A 19,211-nucleotide genomic window follows, 5' to 3' on the forward strand; every position below is an offset into this window, starting at 1 on the left:
TTTTTTGTTTTAATTTCAATGTATTATGCTGACTTATACGGAATCTCATGATACGATTTCTGATGCGGTCCTAAAAAGAGCCTCGCATACATCCGTACCACAGAAAGCCCGGAAAAAATAAAGCTCGAAGCGGTAAAATAGGCCAGTACAAACTGATCGTGATGAATATGGCTAAAAATCAGGTCTTCCCCTATAAATGTTGTAGTGATCGGAAACCCCATTAAACCAAGGCAGGCCAGTAAAAACAATAATGCCAGTTTTGGATGCTCATAGGACATGCCATAGAAACGGTTCAGGCTGATGTTTTTTTCAAACTTGCGCAGTTTCTCCAGACAATAAATCCCCACAACGCCCGCAACCAAGACCCCACTAAGGTAAAATAGGCCTTCTAAAAGCGAAAAATGCTCGTTGAATGAAATTGCCAGCGCGACCCAGAAATGATTGGTAATAATGAGCAGCCATGCCAAAAGCGGGCTCTTGCGTTCCGAGAATGACTTCAGAACCAGAATAAAACCCAGTATGGAGAAAAAGCCTGGCAGGTATTGGCTTATGGTAGGATTTGCTTTTACCAAAAAAAGCAAAAACAAACCAATCAAATACGTCGGAATGAATAAGATATACAATCTTTTCACGGTAAGGAAGCTCAGTTTTTTACCGATACTTTTAGAAGGCCTGCGAACAAGATGATCCATAAACAATTCCAGATTCCATTCTTTCAGACTCAGCAGGTAGATGGAATATTCAATCTTTTTCGGAAAAGTATCTTCAATCGTATGTTGTTTTGGACTAAAATTATACAACTGCTCCCTGATTTTATAACTCACCACGGATGGCGATACCAAAAGCTGGTAGGTCCTGAGGAAAGCATTTCCGGCAAAATGAACCAATGCCAGATCTTCCAGCCCTAATGCGATTTCGATAAAAATAATACCAATCTGGGCTATTGAAGAATAGGCAATCTGGCTTTTTACCGAAGATTGGACTCTTGCAATCAGGGAGGCAATAGTACTCGTGGCAAGCCCCAAAGCCCCGATCAGTATCCGTACTGATGTCTGGTGCTCCCAAAATGGAAAGGTCCTCAACAACAGGAAGGCACCCAAATGAACCGATAGGGATCCATAAAAAATCGCACTGGACGGTGTTGGCCCTTCCATTGCTCTCGGCAACCAGGAGGAAAAGGGAAGTTGTGCCGATTTTGCTGCTGCTGCAACTAAAATCATTACTGAAATAAAAATACCAATTGCACTATGCCCGGACAAATGCTCATGAACCAGTTCATAATTGTTCAATTTCAGGAACGTAATGTTTTCATGCCACAAGTGATGGCTGGCCCACATCGCCAATATCATTCCGATATCCCCGATCCGGTAGACCGAAAATACCTTTAGGGCATTCTTCACCGGTAAATACCGATCCCTGTAAAAGGCGATCAACAGAAAAGAGGAAATTCCCAAAACCTCCCAACCCATGAATAGCGTTTCAAAGTTCCCGGAAAACACCGCAATGTTATAGCCGAAATAGAAAAACAATATGGTATTGAAAAAACGTTTATACCCAGATTCCCGATGCAAATAATACCGGCTGTAAATGGTCACCAAAAAGGTCAGGAAGGAACCGACAAAAAGATAAACAGCTGTAATTTTATCGAAATAAAAATCGATAAAGAACTCATAACCGGATGTCTTGATGATAGGAATTTCTTTCAGGTTGAGCACCGGATGCCCATTCCATAACCAGTACACCAAAAAAACCAGGAATGTCGCCATGTGGAGCCCTACCGTAAAAAAAGCAGTCCAGGAAATGATGGTTTCCTTTTTTGCCGGAATAAATAAACTGATAAGAAATCCGATTAACGGAATTAATATAAAAATCTGAAGTATAAAATCCATTCCTTTAATCTTGTTTTAGTAAGTGCACATCAATATTTCCCAAAGTTTTTTCCAATAAAGGTGTCACATCCGATAGCGTATGTATGGCTGTTATCGGTTTATAAGGAACAAATACGCTGTCTTTCATAACCATGATTTCCTGTGTTTCAGGATTGATTACCGCAAGGCGTACCCATTCATTTTCAAACCATTCAAAAGTTGCCGGATTCTTTTTTACAGCTTCCAGTACGACGTCAGGAAAATGTTCCACAATGCCCATCAGGCGAATCGGATCGTGTACTTCGATCATCTGGCTCGGAAGTCCAGGCCTTAAATCCCCATCAATTCCATTGGCAACGCCAAAAAGCCCCATAACATTATGTGCCAGTTTGGTACCAGCACCCAGCTTCTGGTTATCGACCCTGGAGAAAAAATATTCAAGATTAATACCGCCACAGACTCCTGCCACAGCTGCCAATATCCCAACCAGGTATTTACCATCGGGATCAACTTTATAATCATAGGAATTCAAAAAAGCCCTACGGTCCAGGTACAAGCCTTTGGTCAGGTTTCTCCGTCCTACGAAACACAGGGTTGTTGTCGCGTGATTGAGTTCAGGACGTGGTTCAAATAAGGACACTGATCTCGTTTTAACTTTATCATGTATTTTGGCTGCCGATAAAGTGGTATCTATCGATTCAAATCTTCGGGAACGCTCTTTCGCATTCAGGTCCAAAGCGGTGTCAAATGTGATTTTATTATTTTTATGTGCTTCCGCATTAGCTTCGGTGAGCAATTCTTCATCGTAAAAGGTAATATCATCCCGTGTGGTATCGTGCAAAGCCCCAAAAAATTGGGTGCTTTCCGGAATTTGGAGCCCATTAGCCGTCAATATCGAACGTACTTCAGGATGATTGGCCATAAAAGCCAGCACCCTGGCGTTAACCGATCCGGGCCTTCCAGAGCAGGCACCGCAATCATATCCCGCATAATGTGTATTATTAACACTGGTCGCTCCATGCCCTACAATATAAACGATAGGGGCAAAAGCAGTAACAAGGCCTATACTTCGAAGCAGGTTTTCTACCCTGACAGCCATCTCCTCCACTGTAAATCCTATCTGGAGCCCATTTTCAATTGCATTGGGATTGGTATTTTCGATGGTCAGTCTGGAATGTGGGTCCATGTGGCGAAAAGAAGAAGCTGTTTTCGAGCTCATTCGGGGCTTGAATATATTCATCGCCAGGCGCAGTCCCGACCAAAAGCCGACAGTTTGTGTCATCGCATACCCTGCAACCGGGGTATGGGTATGATTTGCGAAGTGCACGTTTTTCTCCTGCCTGGCACTACTGCCTATTTCTTTGATTAAAAATTTAGGCATCACCGGAGCCGGGCATACTTTCGTATATGATTTTCCGTGTTCCGGCTGGTAATAAAACTCTACGCCAAAGAAACCCGCAGTACCAAAAGTTTCACTTTTAGGATCTGTATTTTCTACATAACGCCGGATGGAACATTCCCGGTCGTCGATACAAAACATTGCCTGAAAACTCTTTTCGGTTTTGGTATTTTCTACTTTCCCTATGCCCTCCACACCGGCTAAAACCTGGTCATAAAATGTCCATTCATAGGCATCCTGCCAGATCATCATGATTTCATTCTGCTCTGTTCTTGGGATGGCTGCAAAAAGATTGGACGGACGGTTTTTTAAATTGGTTGCCAGCGGTGCCCAGTTTTCACCAAAGCGCTGATCCAAAGCATCGATTTCCAGCAAGAGCTCAAAAATGATCAGCTCTTTTAGGGTAATATTCCGACGTTCCAGCAATGTCCCGGGATTGTCCTCTACTGCAGAAACCATTCCCGACCAACCCTGGTGCACAAACTGCTGGTCATAAATATATTGTTTATAAAGCGCCTCGTCGCCCACTACAATTTTCAATAGCTCAGCGATGTCATTTTCCCCTTTTAGCAATAGTTTTTTGGCTCTTTTGCTTTTAAAGAAACTGCTGTAAGTATTGCGTTCCATTTCCCGCATGGAAGAAAGGAATCCCTTATTTTCAATAGGAAAACTCCATATTGAAATGCCCTGATCTAAATAGCTGCAAAGGATACGGAATAGTATCGGATGGACATCCAGATCGAGGTCGATATGGTAGTGTTTTCTCCAGCTATCCCGAAGCATCCCAATACGGGGCAAGATGGAAGAATTATAGTTTCCATGCAATGCCTTTTGGGTCCATTCCGACAAAGCACTTTCGCCTTTTCGCTCTATAATCGTGCGCTCCAACAGTTCTTTTTTGATCTTTCCGGAAGCATAAAAATCGCGGTATTCCGCCAGGGAAAGGAATACTTTATAACCAAATATCTTGGATGCTTTTCGGATCGCATCATAAAACTTCATGTTTTGGAAAGCATGTAACGTATTATGATGTACAAAATCTTTTAAAGGAGCCTGCGCAGGCAGGAAATGTTTTATTTCGTGAAGAACTTCATGCTCATCAAAAGAAACAGGATTTGTTTTCATTGGGGGTTCTTCTCTATTGAAGCCTGAGATTCAAATTATTCCTGAGTCTTATCCAACGCAACACCTCGCACTTTCCGGGTAATAAAAAGTACCTGTTGCCCATAAAAGGACAACAGCAGTGGCTATCATATTCCATACACAGCTACAACATCAGGCTTCTTTGGCGTATAAAAAACGAACACTGAAAATGCATTGGGAAATAAGACCCAAAAAATAACTAACTAACGAAAATCAGAAGGATTAATAATCTTATCATCACAGGCTAAATGCTGTGAAATACAGGGATTATTAGTTACAGAAGATGGAATTTCCATTTACAAAAAAGATCGTAAAGCGGAAGTGTAAGTTGTGAATGTAATGCCTCTAACTGATGAGAGGTAAATTTTGAAAGTTTAAAAAACAAATTCACTCCGGTACTGTCGGAAAAATTAACCGCATCAAATTCCAGATCGCCTAAATCTTTATCGGTTTTATTCATTTCATCTACTAAGGAAAGTTTCCCCGGTGATGTGATTTTTGTCGATAAGAATTTTGGTGAATTTTGTTTTTGGATATATTGGATGCTATACGTATTGGCAGAAGCAGAACCAATAATTGCATTTCTAAAAATTCCGGCATAAATAAAAACAAATATCAACGAAAAAGCAAAAATGCCTTTATTATTGCTAACGATTTGTCTAATTAGTTTCATTTTTTTGAATGGAGTCTTAGTCGTGCAAATCTATACGTTTTTTTGACATATTATTTTTTTATCGACTTTTTTTTTAGTAAAAAGATTCATGTATCAAAAAGTAGCTTAAATAGAGGGGCTTACACTGTTGGAAATCGTTGTCGGTAACGATTTAGTAATGGTGCTCATTGCATTCATTTTTACTCAATTTCCTTGTAAATCAGTAGCAAATATAATAAATCTGTGTGATTTAAAACTCCTTTTCACGATCTAACTATTATAGTTTTTAGGAATTTTGATGTTTGGTTTACCTTCATCATTAGAAAAAATTTCTCCCCAGTGGGGTGCAACTGTGGAATTATTATCATTAAATCTTTGAAATTTTGTAAATTAATTAGGCGTAAACCAAATTTTTAAATTTGGCAAGCATCACAAAATTTATTAGCTATGAAATATTCTTTAGACAACATCCTTTTAGAGATACACAATAAAGAAGATAAGATTTTATCACAAAGCAAAAGGTTGATTGATGAGGCTTACGAAATGACCCTGTATCTTCAAGACCTCTTATTTTCAGTTAAGAAATACCTTACTGAGGAAGGATTTAAAAACGATGAGGAAGAAATCCATTTCTTTCGCTCTATTAAACCACAAATACTTGGTAAGCTGATTTATTACAATAAGATATATCGCATTGAAACCACTTGCCCTGTTAGTAACGGTAAGATGTATTACAGTTATTTCTCTCGCCAATTGGCAAATCTGAAACGGGAATATACCGAACATATCTGTAAATCAGATTTTTACAGGTATTACCGCTCAGGACGGACAGATCGTGATGATACATACTTCAAACGTGGAAACATTAACTACCACGATGGTCTTAATAGCATAGTATTTGAAATAGACCCGGAATTCTCGACTTTCTTCGACTATAAAACTGCGAGGATTATCTGCAATGAATTGCTCTACACTTATCTGATAACAAAAATTAATCCCGATGAAAGTCCCGATGTGATATTGCAAAAGCCGGAAAGTTCCAAAGATATATTTTGGACAGACAGCAAAAATGCCTTAATCGAATTGATATATGCTCTTTATGCTTCGGGTGTTATTTCTCACGGAAAAATTGGCATCCGTAAAATCAGCCTTATGTTTCAGATACTTTTCCGTATTCCGCTCGGAGACCTGCATCACTCTTTCCACAGAATGAAAACCCGAACTGGTTCCAGAACCTTATTTTTAGACCAGCTCAAATTATCAATTGAAGAATATATGGACAAAGACCTTTAAGTTTAATTGAGTTATTCGTTTCAAAGTAGTACATCATCGTGTACTGCTTTTTTTTTGCCCATATCAACCAATTGGCAAACATTAGCAATAAACCACCATTGCCAAATATTCAAACTGCCTTAAGACCCTTATCAGATATGGGTTTTGCCTTTATGTAAAAATTTAAAAAAAAACACTAAACCAATTGGCAAGGCTTGGCAGACAAACTTTGCCACTCTTTTCAACTTTGCATAGTAAACTTTAAAAGTTATGCAATGAAAATAATAACCATCGAAGAAGAAGCGTGGAACCAGCTAAACAATCGTATCACTGCTATCGCTGACTATCTGAAAAGATTAGAAGTGACCAATTATGATGACCTTTGGCTCAACAACCACGACGTATGCCAATACCTACACATAAGCGAGAAAACCTTATGGCGGATGCGTACTAAAGGAGAGATTCCTTATTCAAAAATCTATGGACAATATTTCTACACTATTGGTGCCATTAAGGATATGCTCAATGCCAATGCAGTACAGAGCAGTGACGAATATGTACGCGAACTTATGGCAAGAGGTAAAAGCTATATCGAAAAAGGCAGAAAACTAAAGACAGATAAAAAATAGGTACGAACACTTAAAATTATATTCCGATGAATATTGACAGAATGGAATTTGTGGCGTGGATGGAACGCCTAATGGACAGGCTTGATATGCTTGGTGACAATATCGAAAACTTTCAAAAGAAGCGAAATAATATTGATGGCGAGGAATTACTCGACAACCAGGATTTACTCCAAATGCTCAAGATCAGCAACCGTTCATTGCAACGTTACCGCTCTAACGGAAAACTACCTTATTATACCATCAGCGGAAAATTGTATTACAAACTGTCGGATGTTCATCAATTTATAAGAGAGAGTTTTAATCCTCCGACACCTAAATAAAATGCCAGTAAGTGCCAAATATAGCCTTTGAATGCCACTTAGTGAAATGCCGTAAACGCTTCTGTTATTTTCGGCATTGAAATCTTAAAATTTTCAGATTATGAGCGAAGAAACTACAAATAAGCAAGAAGAGCCCGAACAATTATCGGACATATTGTTGGTGCTGGATAAAGAAAAAATGAAAATCCAAGCTGTAAAAAGCATTGATAAAAACGGAAAAATGGAAACCGTCGACCCAATAAAAAAGAACCAAAGCGAATTTATGAGGGTGGACAAACAGGGTGATTTGATTTCTAATTTCTTCTCAAATTTTTACAGACAACTGAAAGACCCTACCAAATTTACATTCTTCAAAATACCAGCCAATAAAGCCTTAAAGAAAGCAAAAGAACTTCAAAAACAGGTAGATCATCCTACTCCAGAAGGCGAAAAACAAATGAAAAAAGATGAGGTAAAAGTTGAGCCTGAATTTAAACAAGAAAATAAAAATAATATGGAAACAACACAAAAAGCACCGGAAAATAACGAATACCGTTACAAACCGGAACAGATTGATTGGGAAACAATGAACAATCTCGGATTAGGCAAAGAGCGTCTTGAAAAAATGAACCTATTGGAACCTTTATTGAAAGGTTTTAAAACCAATGAGCTTGTACCCGTAAGCCTAAATCTCGGCACTGCCGTTACCCGAATGGATGCCCGTCTTTCTTTGCAACATAATGATGAAGGTAAGGTAGTAGTCGCCATTCACGGTATTCGCAAAGAGCCGAACCTAAATTTTGAATTCTTCGGGCATAAGTTTACTGATGAAGACAAGAAAAACTTACTCGATTCAGGAAATATGGGACGTGTGGTTGATTTGAAAAACCCTAAAACAGACGAACCCATTCCGTCAATTATCAGTGTGGATAGGTTAACCAATGAATTGATTGCACTGAAAACAGAATACATAAAAATACCCGATGAAATAAAGGGCGTAAAACTGAATGATGAGCAAAAGCAAACTTTAATGGAAGGCAAACCCCTGTATTTAGAGGGAATGATTTCCAAAAAAGGAACTGAGTTTGAAGCTACGGTACAGTTCAATGCAGATAAACGCTATGTTGAATTTCTGTTCGATAGAGGTAATACCAATCAGCAAACGCAAAGTAACGGACAAAATAATCAGCAAAATAATTCGCAGGAAGTTCCGAGAATTTTTAGAGGTAAGGAATTGGATAATGAACAATACGATAAGTTTAAAGCTGGTCAAACGGTTTATATCAGTGGCTTGACAGACAAGCAAGGCAAGCCGTACCAAGGTTATATCACGTTGAATAAGGAAACCAACAAAACAGTCTTCTCTTTCCAAAATCCCGATAAGCTTAAAGAACAAGCGAAACCAACCGAAGCGCACAAAACGCAAACTGCGGTTAATTCGGATGGTAAGACCAATGAAGCTACCAAGAATATCAAAGAGCCTTTAAAACCGAAGCAACAAACACCAAAAGATAAAAAACAGCAAGAGCAACAGGAAAAACCACAAGCACCTGCTAAATCTAAAAGCAGAAAAATGTAGTAAATTATGAAAGCAATAATCGCAGAAAAACCAAGCGTAGCAAGAGAAATAGCCAGTTTGTTGGGTGCTTCCGAAAAAAAGGATGGCTACCTAACAGGCAACGGCTATTGTGTTACGTGGGCATTCGGACACCTAATTGGATTAGGAATGCCCGAAGATTATGGAATATCAGGTTTTCAGAAAGCTTCGCTTCCGATACTTCCCAACCCTTTTTTATTGACTGTACGCAAAGTAAAAAAGGACAAAAATTATGTAGCTGATACGGGTGCAGTAAAGCAACTGAAAATAATAGAGCAGGTGTTTAATCGGTGTGATAGTATTATCGTGGCTACAGATGCAGGTCGTGAGGGAGAACTCATCTTTCGTTACATTTATGAATACCTTAAATGCAATAAGCCTTTTGAAAGATTATGGATAAGTTCACTTACTGAAAAAGCAATTAAACAAGGCTTTGATAATTTGAAAAACGGAAAAGAATTTGACGGATTGTATCAATCTGCACAAGGCAGAAGCCGTGCCGATTGGCTTGTTGGGATTAATGCTACACAAGCATTGAGCATTATGGCTGGAAATGGTATTTATTCGCTCGGAAGAGTGCAAACGCCTACTTTGGCTTTGATTTGCAAGCGTTATTTTGACAACAAAAACTTCTCGATAAAAAAATATTATCAGATACAATTGTTGCACAACAAGGAAATGATTGCGTTTAAAATTCTTTCCACAACCAAATGGGATGACAAAAAGCTGGCAGACGACACCTTACGAACCATCGAAAGAAACGGAAATAGTGCAACGGTTACAGCCATAGAAATTAAAAATGTAACCGAACAACCGCCTTTGCTTTTTGACTTGACAGGCTTGCAAAAAGAAGCTAACAAAAAGCTGAACCTTTCTGCTGAAGAAACGCTGAACATTGCCCAAAGCCTTTACGAAAAGAAATTCATCACTTATCCTCGTACGGGAAGCAAATATATTCCAGAAGATATGTGGGCTGAAATTCCAAATCTTGTAAGAGCTTTGCAAGACAGGGAAAACTGCAAACAAGCATTAACTAAAATAAAATGGGGACGTTTTAATAAACGCATCGTGAATGATTTGCGAGTTACCGACCACCACGCTTTATTGATTACAGAAAAAATTCCATCGGCATTAAATGCAAAAGAAAATGCAGTGTATGATATGATTGCTTTTCGACTGCTGGAAGCGATTTCTCAAGTTTGCACCAAAGAGATAACCGACGTTGCTTTAGATACTGTACATTATGATTTTACTGCAAAAGGCTGTAAGATTATTGAACCTGGTTGGCGCTATATCAAAGGAAATTTTGCAGACGATGACACCGAATCTTTACAAGATTTGCCTGAATTAAAAAAGGGCGATGAACTTAAAATAAAAGAAGCCTCCGTTTTGGAAAAACAAACTAAACCGCCTGTAATATATACCGAAGCCGGGCTTTTAATGGCTATGGAAACTGCAGGGAAAGGGATAGAAAATGAGGAAGAACGTAAAGCTCTGCAAAATATTGGTATTGGCACACCTGCAACACGGGCATCAATAATTGAAACGCTATTTACCCGAAATTATATCCAAAGGGAAAAGAAATCTCTCGTCCCAACCGAAAAAGGATTGCAGGTTTATGAATTGGTAAAAGACCAAAAAATTGCTGATGTGGCAATGACAGCCGAATGGGAATTGGCATTGCAGAAAATTGAAAACGACGAAGCTGATGTTGAAGCATTTCAAAGTGAAATGGAAACGTATGCAAAATCTATTACGGATGAATTGTTGCAAACTATCATTGCCAACGAAAACCTGCCTCAACTTGTTTGCCCGAAATGTAAAAACCAACAATTGATTATCAGAGATAAGATTGTAAAATGTCCGGATGAAAATTGTAATTGGGTACAGTTCCGCAATGTTTGTGGCGTACAAATCAGTATTTCTGATATTGAAAGCCTTGTGAATAAAGGAAAAACAACACTGATTAAGGGAATGAAAAGCAAAGCTGGAAAGAAATTCGATGCTTATATCGTACTGAACGTTAAAGCCGAAAGTTCCTTTGAATTTGAGAAAAACAAGAATTATAAAAAGTAATGGAAAATAAAGCTATCATTAGTCGGCAGGAAATTGAAAATCAGATTTATACCATAAGAAGTCAACAGATTATGCTAGATAGTGACTTGGCAAGTATTTATCAGGTGGAAACAAAAAACCTCAACAAAGCCGTAAAAAGAAATGCTGAAAGATTTCCTGTTTCTTTTTGCTTTCAACTGACCGAAGAGGAAGTTGAAAACTTGAGGTTCCAATTTGGAACCTCAAGTTTAAATTACGGTGGAAGACGTTATTTGACCTATGTCTTTACTGAGCAAGGCATTGCAATGCTTTCTGCTGTACTTCGTTCGGAAATTGCCATAAAAGTCAGTATTGAAATAATGAACGCTTTTGTAGAAATGCGCAGGATGCTTATCAGCAATGCTTCGCTATTTCATCGTTTGGATAAGATTGAAATCAAACAATTACAATCCGATCAAAAATTTGAAGAAATTTTTAAAGCTTTGGAAAGCGACAAACTGCAAAGTGAAAAAGGTGTTTTTTATGATGGACAAGTTTTCGATGCCTACGCTTTTGTTTCAGATATTATCCGAAATGCCAAAAGATCTATTATTCTGCTTGATAATTATGTGGATGATAGCGTTTTGACCTTACTTGGAAAACGCAGTGATAATGTAACCGCAATCATCTACACCAAGAATATCAGCAACCAGTTAAGGCTAGATTTGCAAAGGTATAACGGTCAATATCCCAGTATCGAAATAGAGATTTTTGCTGATGCCCACGACCGTTTTTTGATTATTGATAATACGGAGCTTTATCATATCGGAGCATCACTAAAAGATTTGGGTAAAAAATGGTTTGCCTTTTCGAGAATGGATATTGAGGTTGGGAAGATGTTGCAGGTTTTGAAGAAACAATAAATCCTCTGAAAATTTAAGAGGGTTTATTTAGTTTTTTTTTTGGATTGTGGGTTACACTTTGTTATCAGTTCGTTCCTATTTTTTTGCCCGTTCAATCAATACCTCCTTCAAAATATTTGTTCCGTTATTCTATCGAATTTATAGCTTCAAAAACGTCTCTTTTAGAATTCTCAAAAATTTCACCTCCAAATTCTTCATTGTCTAACGAAAAAATAATGATGTCGTTTACGCCTATATTACCAAAAATAAATTTCAAATAGGTTGTTTGAAAATTCATATATTCATTTTTTTCATTTTCACCGTATCCTGTGTCTCCCCTGCTCGAAAGGATAAACATTTTTTTGTTTTCTAACAAACCAACATAATTACCATCTGGAACTCCAGATCTGAATTTCCAGGTTTCATTTATCCGCATAATTTGGTCTATGTAAGCTTTCAAACCACTCGGAATTGACCAATTATACATCGGTGTAGCAAGAACATAAATGTCATTTTCCTTCAATTCTTTTATCAATTCATCACTCAGCTTCAATGCTTTTTGGTTTCCTTCGGTTCTATCCGCAGTTTTTATAAATGCACCCGCAATCCAAAGTTCATCGATTGGCGGTATTATTTCCGTACCAACTTCTCGATAACTAAAGATATCTTTTGGATGTTTTGACTTTCTGTTTTCTACAAAAAGTTGTGATAGTTTTCTACTGTAAGACCGTTCGTTTCTAACGCTTGCGTTAATAATCAATACTTTTTTCATTTGCTTCTTTAAAATTTGATGAGGCAAAATTCTTGATTATTTGAGAAAGAAAAATTGATCTAGTTCAAGATGTTTTATTCTTTTTACGAATTCTACTTACAAATTCAGCAGAAACGCCTAAATAGGATGCAATTAAATATTGAGGTATTTTGGGAGCAATATCCGGATACGTTTTTAAGAAATCGAAATATCTGTATTCAGCATCATAAACATTGCTGTAAATAATTCTTTTTTGCAAAGCTCCGAGATAACTTTCTAATATTATTCGAAAATATCTCTCCAAAGATGGAATTTCAAACAATAATTTCTGAAAAGAATGATAATTTATCTGTAAAACAGTAGTTTTTTCTACGGTTTGAATATTATAAATAGAAGGTTCCTGTTTGGAAAAACTGTTTAAATCAGAAGCCCACCAATCGTCAATAGCAAAGTATAGAATTTCTTCATTTCCATTTTCAGAATTAATGTAAAATGCTTTTAATACTCCTGAAACTACGTAGTTATCACACTTACAAACATCTCCATCTCTTAATAGAAAATCGCCTTTTTCCAGGGTTTTTTCTGTCCAAAAATTTTCAAAATTAGAAAGTTCTTCGTGGCTTAATTTAATGTATTTAGAGATGTTTTTTATTAACGTTGTTTGGTTCATAAGACTGTCTGTGAAAATTTTATATACCATACAAAAATACAAATTAATCCGTTCCGATTTCTTCTTTGAGCCAAATCCCACCTCTAAAAGCCAAACCCTGCCACTTCTTTAAAAACTCTAGTTTCCTGCTATAATTTTAGATTTCAAGCAAAATGCTAAACAAAATTAATTATGGATACACAAAAAGACCTCTCGTATTTCAGATTACGACTGCATGAATTATTAAACACCAGCTTTCCAGAAAAAGCAAATGACCAAAAATTTATAAATCAGCGTTCCTCTTGGGCAAGCAATGCGTATGAAGGTGCTTTTCAATCTGGAAATGACATTGAAAAATGTAACGAGATAGCCAATTATATCCTTTTTGAAGGTTTATATTTTTCCAAATTCGATACCATTTTTCAGGTGGTTTGCAATGAGTTTGATACCATAATGGCTGATGAAGAATTGCGACCATTTGCCCTGAAAATGTTCCGTGTTTGCGAATCTGTTTTCTCCAATTATGAACTAACTGATGACTTCGCTTACGGTTACGAGTTTGACCAACTCTACACAGAAATAACCGGAACCATCGCAATCTGGATTGAGGAGAATGGGCTTCAGTAAAAAGCAACATCTCCAACAAAATATTGATTCCTTACGAATTGCTTTTAAACTGGAAATGGAGAAACGGCAAGCAACCGTAGGCGAAAGACTACTAATGATGCAATACAGCGGATTTGGTGGTCTTAAATTCGTGTTGAATCCTATAGGAAATGAAATAGATATTAATAATTGGCGAAAAACCGAACACGACCTCTTTGCACTCACACAGGAACTCCATCAACTATTAAAAGAAAATTCGGAAGACGAAAAGCACTACCGCAGGTATGTGGACAGTATGAAAAGTTCGGTGCTGACTGCATTCTATACACCGCCACAGGTTATAGATGCCATGTCATCCGCATTGCGTGATAGCGGTCTCAACATTCGAAAATTCCTTGAACCCTCCGCAGGTATTGGTTCTTTCATACAATCATTTTCCCAAAACCAGCAACCCAATGTAACTGCTTATGAAAAAGATTTGCTGACAGGCAAAATTTTGAAACAGCTTTATCCTCAAAGCAATATTCGTATAACTGGATTTGAAGAAATTCCCGAAAAGGAACAAAATACCTATGACGTAATTGCAAGTAATATCCCTTTTGGCGACACTTCCATATTCGACCTTTCCTATTCCCGAAGTAAAGAGGAAGCAAAAATACAGGCATCCCGAAGCATCCACAATTATTTTTTTCTAAAAGGAACGGATATGCTCCGTGACGGTGGCTTGTTGGCCTTTATTACCTCACAAGGTATTTTCAATAGTCCGAAAAATGAGCCGATACGCAGGGCATTGATGAAAGATAACTATCTGGTATCAGCCATTCGTTTGCCAAATAATTTGTTTACAGAATTTGCAGGTACAGAAGTTGGAAGCGACCTGATAATCCTGCAAAAAAATACGGCAAAACAAAGTTTGACCGAATTGGAAGAAATGTTTTGCCAAAGCAAGACAACAGAATTTAATACCCCGAGTAATGCTTTTTATCAGGATAGCACAAGAATTGTGCATACCGACAGAAAATTAGACACCGATCCTTATGGAAAACCTGCATTAATTTATACGCATAAAGATGGTGTTGATGGGATTGCAAGAGACCTTAAACAAATGCTATCAGAAGATTTTGGAAAGCATCTGAATTTGAGTTTGTACAACGGCGAGCCGAACATACAAATTTCAATTACACCAACCGTTATAACTCCCATTGTAGAACCTATAACGATTAAACCAACACCTGTAACCATTCGGGAAAATCCAAAGGAATTAAAACAATTAAGCATTTTCGACTTATTTGAAAATGTGGACGAGCAGATAGCGGTTATTGCTCCACCAAAAAAAGGCACTCAAACTCAAAGGCAAACTTCCACGAAGAGAAGAGCCAATATTGTTCGTCAAGCTGACCTGTTCAGTTCGACGATACAGCCACCTTATACATCTCCAATTTCCAAGGTAAATACCAATGGAAACACCTCAACTTTCGGTAAAGCACAGGAAATTATTGGCGACCTGTTTTCGGGCATAAACGGAAATGGTCAAGCTGAAAAGCAAACCGTTGTCAACACCATTCCAGAACCTGCATTTTACGGCAAAGAATTACAATTCTTCCATCGAAATGATTGTCTTGTTGTAGATAATGGTTGGGTGGGACATTTGCAAGACGTTGATAAAAACAATGCTACTGCTATGGTCCATCCTTTGCAATTACCTTCCTTACAAAAAGCAAGAGCTGAAGCCTACATTTCAGTAAGAGATAGCTATCACGATTTGTATCAAAAGGAAGCCGAAAAGCAAAATGAACACAAAGCCGAAAGAGAAACGCTGAATACTTTGTACAATGTTTTTGTAAAAAGTTATGGCAACCTGAATAGTGCCGAAAACATCAAACTGATTAAGACAGACAGTGCAGGCAAGGAAATTCCCTATTTGGAACGTGTGGTTGGCGGTGTGGTGCATAAAGCGGATATTTTCAGTCGTCCAGTCAGTTTTTCAACTACCACTTTAGCAACAGACAATCCCGATGAAGCTTTAGCATCATCACTGAACAAATACGGTAAAGTGGATTTGGACTATATATCCGAAATCAGCAATCTGCCCACTGATGCTTTGAAAGAAGCCCTACACGGTCGTATTTTCTATAATCCTTTACAAAAGGAATATGATATAGCCGAACGATGGATTGCTGGAAACGTAATTGAGAAATCCGCTGAGGTCAAAACCTACCTCGAAAGTAATCCCGATGATGCACAAGCCAAAGCAAGTCTTACGGTTTTGGAAGAAGCCAAACCAAGACGTATTGAGTTTGAAGAACTGGACTTCAATCTCGGCGAACGCTGGATACCCACAGGGATTTATGCCCGTTTTGCTTCGCATATGTTCGATACGGACGTAAAGATCCATTATTCTGAAACTTCGGATGATTTTTCGGTAAAATGTAACCAAAAGAATGTGCTTATATGGGATAAATATGCAGTTAAATCAGAGAGTAGAACCTTTGATGGGATTGCTTTGCTCAAACACGCACTCGTAAATACCACGCCAGATATTACCAAAAAAATTACGGTTGGCGACCAAGAAGTTAAAGTCAGAGATATGGAAGCCATACAAATGGCGAATACAAAAATTGATGAAATTCGTACTGCGTTTTCCGATTGGCTTCACGCTCAAAACGATGAATTTAAAAATAGACTGACTAACCAATACAATAACACATTCAACTGTTTTGTACGACCGAATTATGACGGAAGCCATCAGGAATTTCCGGGTTTGGATAGAAAATCTTTAGGTATTGAAGACTTGTATTCGAGCCAAAAAGATACCGTTTGGATGATAAAGCTGAACAATGGTGCTATCTGCGACCACGAAGTTGGTGCTGGAAAAACATTGGTAATGTGTACCGCTTCGCAAGAAATGAAGCGTTTGGGATTGGCACACAAACCGATGATTATCGGGCTAAAAAGTAATGTTCACGAAATTGCCGAAGCTTATCGAACCGCCTATCCACACGCAAAAATCCTTTATCCTGGCAAAGAAGATTTTACACCGAAAAAACGACTTCGCATTTTCGGGGATATTAAAAACAACGATTGGGATTGCGTAATCCTTACACACGACCAGTTCGGTATGATACCGCAATCGCCCGAAATGCAAAAAGAAATCCTCCAAATTGAATTGGACAGTGTAGAGCGAAATCTCGATGCCTTGAAATCTGAAGGTAATGAAGTTACCCGAGGGATGCTTGCAGGTGCCATCAAAAGGAAAGAAAATCTTGAAGTAAAACTGAAAACCCTGCAACACGATATTGATAACCGAAAGGATGATATTGTGGACTTTAAAATGATGGGCATCGATCATCTGTTTGTAGATGAAAGCCATCAGTTCAAAAATCTAATGTTTAACACACGTCATACTCGTGTTGCAGGATTGGGAAATGTGGATGGAAGCCAAAAAGCAATGAACCTGCTTTTTGCCATCCGAACTATTCAAGACAAGATACAAGCGGATATGGGTGCGACTTTCCTTTCTGGCACAACCATTAGTAATTCTTTGACGGAATTGTACCTTTTGTTCAAATACCTGCGACCAAGAGCGTTGGAAAAACAAGGAATTAATTGTTTCGATGCTTGGTCGGCTATTTATGCAAGGAAAACTACGGACTATGAATTTTCGGTTGCCAATAATATCGTGGCAAAAGAACGTTTCCGCTACTTTATTAAAGTGCCGGAACTGGCACAATTTTATTCAGAAATTACAGATTACAGAACAGCAAAAGATATTGGGATTGACCGCCCTGAAAAGAACGAAATTTTATACAATATCCCACCAACGCCCGACCAAACAAAATTTATCCAAAACCTGATGGATTTTGCAAAATCGGGCAATGCGACTTTGTTAGGAAGAGCACCTTTATCGCAAAGGGAAGAAAAAGCAAAAATGCTTATCGCTACAGATTATGCCAGAAAGATGTCGTTGGATATGCGAATGGTTAATTCAATTTATGAAGACCATCCCGATAACAAGGCTTCGCATTGTGCGACAAACATTGCAAAATATTACCATAAATTCAACTCACAGAAAGGAACGCAATTTGTTTTTTCTGATTTGGGAACCTACAAACCTGGCGAATGGAATGTGTATTCAGAAATAAAACGCAAATTGGTGGAAGACCACGGTATTCCGGCATACGAAATCCGTTTTATACAGGAAGCCAAAAACGATAACCAGCGTAAAGGACTTATCAAGGATATGAATGAGGGTAAAATCCGTGTGATTTTCGGTTCTACAAGTATGCTTGGGACTGGTGTGAATGCACAGAAAAAAGCCGTTGCTGTTCATCATTTAGATACGCCGTGGCGACCAAGCGACCTTACCCAAAGGGATGGGAGAGCAATACGCAAAGGCAATGAAATTGCAAAACATTTTGGTGATAATAAAGTTGATGTAATTATTTATGCTACAGAAAAATCACTAGACAGTTATAAGTTCAATCTCTTGTACAACAAGCAACTTTTTATAGACCAACTTAAAACCAATAATCTTGGTAAACGCACCATTGATGAAGGAAGTATGGATGAAAAATCGGGAATGAATTTTTCTGAATATGTGGCTATCCTTTCGGGCAATACCGACCTGTTGGATAAAGCGAAAATTGAAAAACAAGTTGCAGGACTGGAAAGTGAAAAACAGGCTTTTAACCGTTCGAAAGTCAGTTCTAAATATAAGTTGCAAGATGTTACCGCTATGTTAGAAAGCGCACAATCTCGTTTGGAACGAATGAGCCTCGATTGGAATAACCTGCAACAACGCATACAGAAAAATTCGGATAATAATATTGCAAACCCTGTTTTATTGGATGGTTTATCGCTCAATGCGGATATGAAACAGATTGGTGCAAAACTCAACCAAATTGCAGACAAAGCCCGTACTGGTGGACAGTATGAAGAAATAGGTGCTTTATATGGATTTACGCTCTTGGTTAAAACCGAAATGTCTGAAAAAGAGGGTGTGGATATAAGAATAAATCGTTTTTTAGTGCAGGGAGAAGGGAATATCAAGTATACCTACAATAACGGAATAATTGCCAGCGATGCGAAATTGGCAAATATGAATTTTCTAAATGCACTTGAAAAACTCCCCGGATATATCGAGCAGGAACAAAAGAAAATTATAGAACTGAAAAAAGATTTACCGATACTTCAGGAAATAGTTAAAGGTACGTGGACAAAGGAAAGTAGATTGAGCAAACTGAAAACAGAATTGGCTTCTATTGATAGAAAAATACAGCTATCTATTACACCAGAATATAAAGAAGAATCTAAGGAACAAATTGATAAAAAGAAAGAAACTCCAGAGGTTTCCGAGAGTATTGATCGGAGAAAAGGTATTCATCTGCCATGAGGTCTTTTGTAAATAATT

At 38.0% G+C, this 19,211-nt stretch carries 13 protein-coding genes; 8 read left to right on the plus strand and 5 right to left on the minus strand.

Going from position 1 to position 19,211, the window contains the following annotated elements; genetic code table 11:
- Positions 1–23: 23 nt before the first annotated feature.
- From FK004_RS00675 to FK004_RS00685, 3 genes are all read right to left on the minus strand, one after another.
- Positions 24–1,889, minus strand: coding sequence for a proton-conducting transporter transmembrane domain-containing protein (locus FK004_RS00675; RefSeq protein WP_108735510.1), 1,866 nt, complete (start codon positions 1,887–1,889; stop codon positions 24–26).
- Between the two features lie 4 nt (positions 1,890–1,893).
- The gene (locus FK004_RS00680; protein ID WP_108735511.1) at positions 1,894–4,392 is read right to left on the minus strand and encodes a YbcC family protein; all 2,499 of its coding nucleotides are present in this window, start codon (positions 4,390–4,392) and stop codon (positions 1,894–1,896) included.
- 292 nt (positions 4,393–4,684) lie between these two features.
- On the minus strand, positions 4,685–5,083 hold the full coding sequence (locus FK004_RS00685; RefSeq protein ID WP_108735512.1) for a hypothetical protein: 399 nt from the start codon (positions 5,081–5,083) through the stop codon (positions 4,685–4,687).
- A gap of 426 nt (positions 5,084–5,509) precedes the next feature.
- Here FK004_RS00685 and FK004_RS00690 point away from each other — a divergent pair, with 426 nt between their 5' ends.
- From FK004_RS00690 to FK004_RS00715, 6 genes are all read left to right on the plus strand, one after another.
- Complete coding sequence (locus tag FK004_RS00690; protein ID WP_108735513.1) at positions 5,510–6,355, plus strand: RteC domain-containing protein; 846 nt, start codon at positions 5,510–5,512, stop codon at positions 6,353–6,355.
- A gap of 254 nt (positions 6,356–6,609) precedes the next feature.
- Complete coding sequence (locus tag FK004_RS00695; RefSeq protein WP_108735514.1) at positions 6,610–6,963, plus strand: helix-turn-helix domain-containing protein; 354 nt, start codon at positions 6,610–6,612, stop codon at positions 6,961–6,963.
- 26 nt (positions 6,964–6,989) lie between these two features.
- Positions 6,990–7,283, plus strand: coding sequence for a helix-turn-helix domain-containing protein (locus tag FK004_RS00700; RefSeq protein ID WP_108735515.1), 294 nt, complete (start codon positions 6,990–6,992; stop codon positions 7,281–7,283).
- Positions 7,284–7,383: 100 nt separating this feature from the next.
- A complete protein-coding gene (locus FK004_RS00705; protein ID WP_108735516.1) occupies positions 7,384–8,841 on the plus strand; it encodes a DUF3945 domain-containing protein in 1,458 nt (485 codons plus the stop codon).
- A 6-nt stretch (positions 8,842–8,847) separates the two neighbouring features.
- Entirely contained in the window at positions 8,848–10,935 is a 2,088-nt protein-coding gene (locus FK004_RS00710) for a type IA DNA topoisomerase (RefSeq protein ID WP_108735517.1), read from the plus strand.
- Positions 10,935–11,816: an ORF6N domain-containing protein gene (locus tag FK004_RS00715; protein WP_108735518.1), complete on the plus strand. Its 882-nt coding sequence runs from the start codon at positions 10,935–10,937 to the stop codon at positions 11,814–11,816. The genes FK004_RS00710 and FK004_RS00715 overlap by 1 nt, the downstream gene beginning before the upstream one ends.
- A 124-nt stretch (positions 11,817–11,940) precedes the next feature.
- Here the strand turns inward: FK004_RS00715 and FK004_RS00720 are convergent, their stop codons facing one another.
- Both FK004_RS00720 and FK004_RS00725 read right to left on the minus strand, forming a co-directional pair.
- Positions 11,941–12,567: an FMN-dependent NADH-azoreductase gene (locus FK004_RS00720; RefSeq protein ID WP_108735519.1), complete on the minus strand. Its 627-nt coding sequence runs from the start codon at positions 12,565–12,567 to the stop codon at positions 11,941–11,943.
- 64 nt (positions 12,568–12,631) lie between these two features.
- Positions 12,632–13,216: a Crp/Fnr family transcriptional regulator gene (locus FK004_RS00725; protein ID WP_108738702.1), complete on the minus strand. Its 585-nt coding sequence runs from the start codon at positions 13,214–13,216 to the stop codon at positions 12,632–12,634.
- 171 nt (positions 13,217–13,387) lie between these two features.
- On the opposite strand from FK004_RS00725, the gene FK004_RS00730 reads away from it, so the two are divergent.
- A complete protein-coding gene (locus FK004_RS00730) occupies positions 13,388–13,822 on the plus strand; it encodes a DUF1896 domain-containing protein (protein WP_108735520.1) in 435 nt (144 codons plus the stop codon).
- Positions 13,809–19,193: an N-6 DNA methylase gene (locus FK004_RS00735; protein ID WP_108735521.1), complete on the plus strand. Its 5,385-nt coding sequence runs from the start codon at positions 13,809–13,811 to the stop codon at positions 19,191–19,193. The genes FK004_RS00730 and FK004_RS00735 overlap by 14 nt, the downstream gene beginning before the upstream one ends.
- Positions 19,194–19,211 lie beyond the last annotated feature (18 nt).

Source organism: Flavobacterium kingsejongi, assembly GCF_003076475.1.
Classification (GTDB): Bacteria; Bacteroidota; Bacteroidia; order Flavobacteriales; family Flavobacteriaceae; genus Flavobacterium; species Flavobacterium kingsejongi.

Excerpts from the sequence above, each read along its gene's own strand:
- FK004_RS00675 (WP_108735510.1), bottom strand. The coding sequence starts at position 1,889 with ATGGATTTTATACTTCAGATTTTTATATTAATTCCGTTAATCGGATTT.
- FK004_RS00680 (WP_108735511.1), bottom strand. The coding sequence starts at position 4,392 with ATGAAAACAAATCCTGTTTCTTTTGATGAGCATGAAGTTCTTCACGAA.
- FK004_RS00685 (WP_108735512.1), bottom strand. The coding sequence starts at position 5,083 with ATGAAACTAATTAGACAAATCGTTAGCAATAATAAAGGCATTTTTGCT.
- FK004_RS00690 (WP_108735513.1), top strand. The coding sequence starts at position 5,510 with ATGAAATATTCTTTAGACAACATCCTTTTAGAGATACACAATAAAGAA.
- FK004_RS00695 (WP_108735514.1), top strand. The coding sequence starts at position 6,610 with ATGAAAATAATAACCATCGAAGAAGAAGCGTGGAACCAGCTAAACAAT.
- FK004_RS00700 (WP_108735515.1), top strand. The coding sequence starts at position 6,990 with ATGAATATTGACAGAATGGAATTTGTGGCGTGGATGGAACGCCTAATG.
- FK004_RS00705 (WP_108735516.1), top strand. The coding sequence starts at position 7,384 with ATGAGCGAAGAAACTACAAATAAGCAAGAAGAGCCCGAACAATTATCG.
- FK004_RS00710 (WP_108735517.1), top strand. The coding sequence starts at position 8,848 with ATGAAAGCAATAATCGCAGAAAAACCAAGCGTAGCAAGAGAAATAGCC.
- FK004_RS00715 (WP_108735518.1), top strand. The coding sequence starts at position 10,935 with ATGGAAAATAAAGCTATCATTAGTCGGCAGGAAATTGAAAATCAGATT.
- FK004_RS00720 (WP_108735519.1), bottom strand. The coding sequence starts at position 12,567 with ATGAAAAAAGTATTGATTATTAACGCAAGCGTTAGAAACGAACGGTCT.
- FK004_RS00725 (WP_108738702.1), bottom strand. The coding sequence starts at position 13,216 with ATGAACCAAACAACGTTAATAAAAAACATCTCTAAATACATTAAATTA.
- FK004_RS00730 (WP_108735520.1), top strand. The coding sequence starts at position 13,388 with ATGGATACACAAAAAGACCTCTCGTATTTCAGATTACGACTGCATGAA.
- FK004_RS00735 (WP_108735521.1), top strand. The coding sequence starts at position 13,809 with ATGGGCTTCAGTAAAAAGCAACATCTCCAACAAAATATTGATTCCTTA.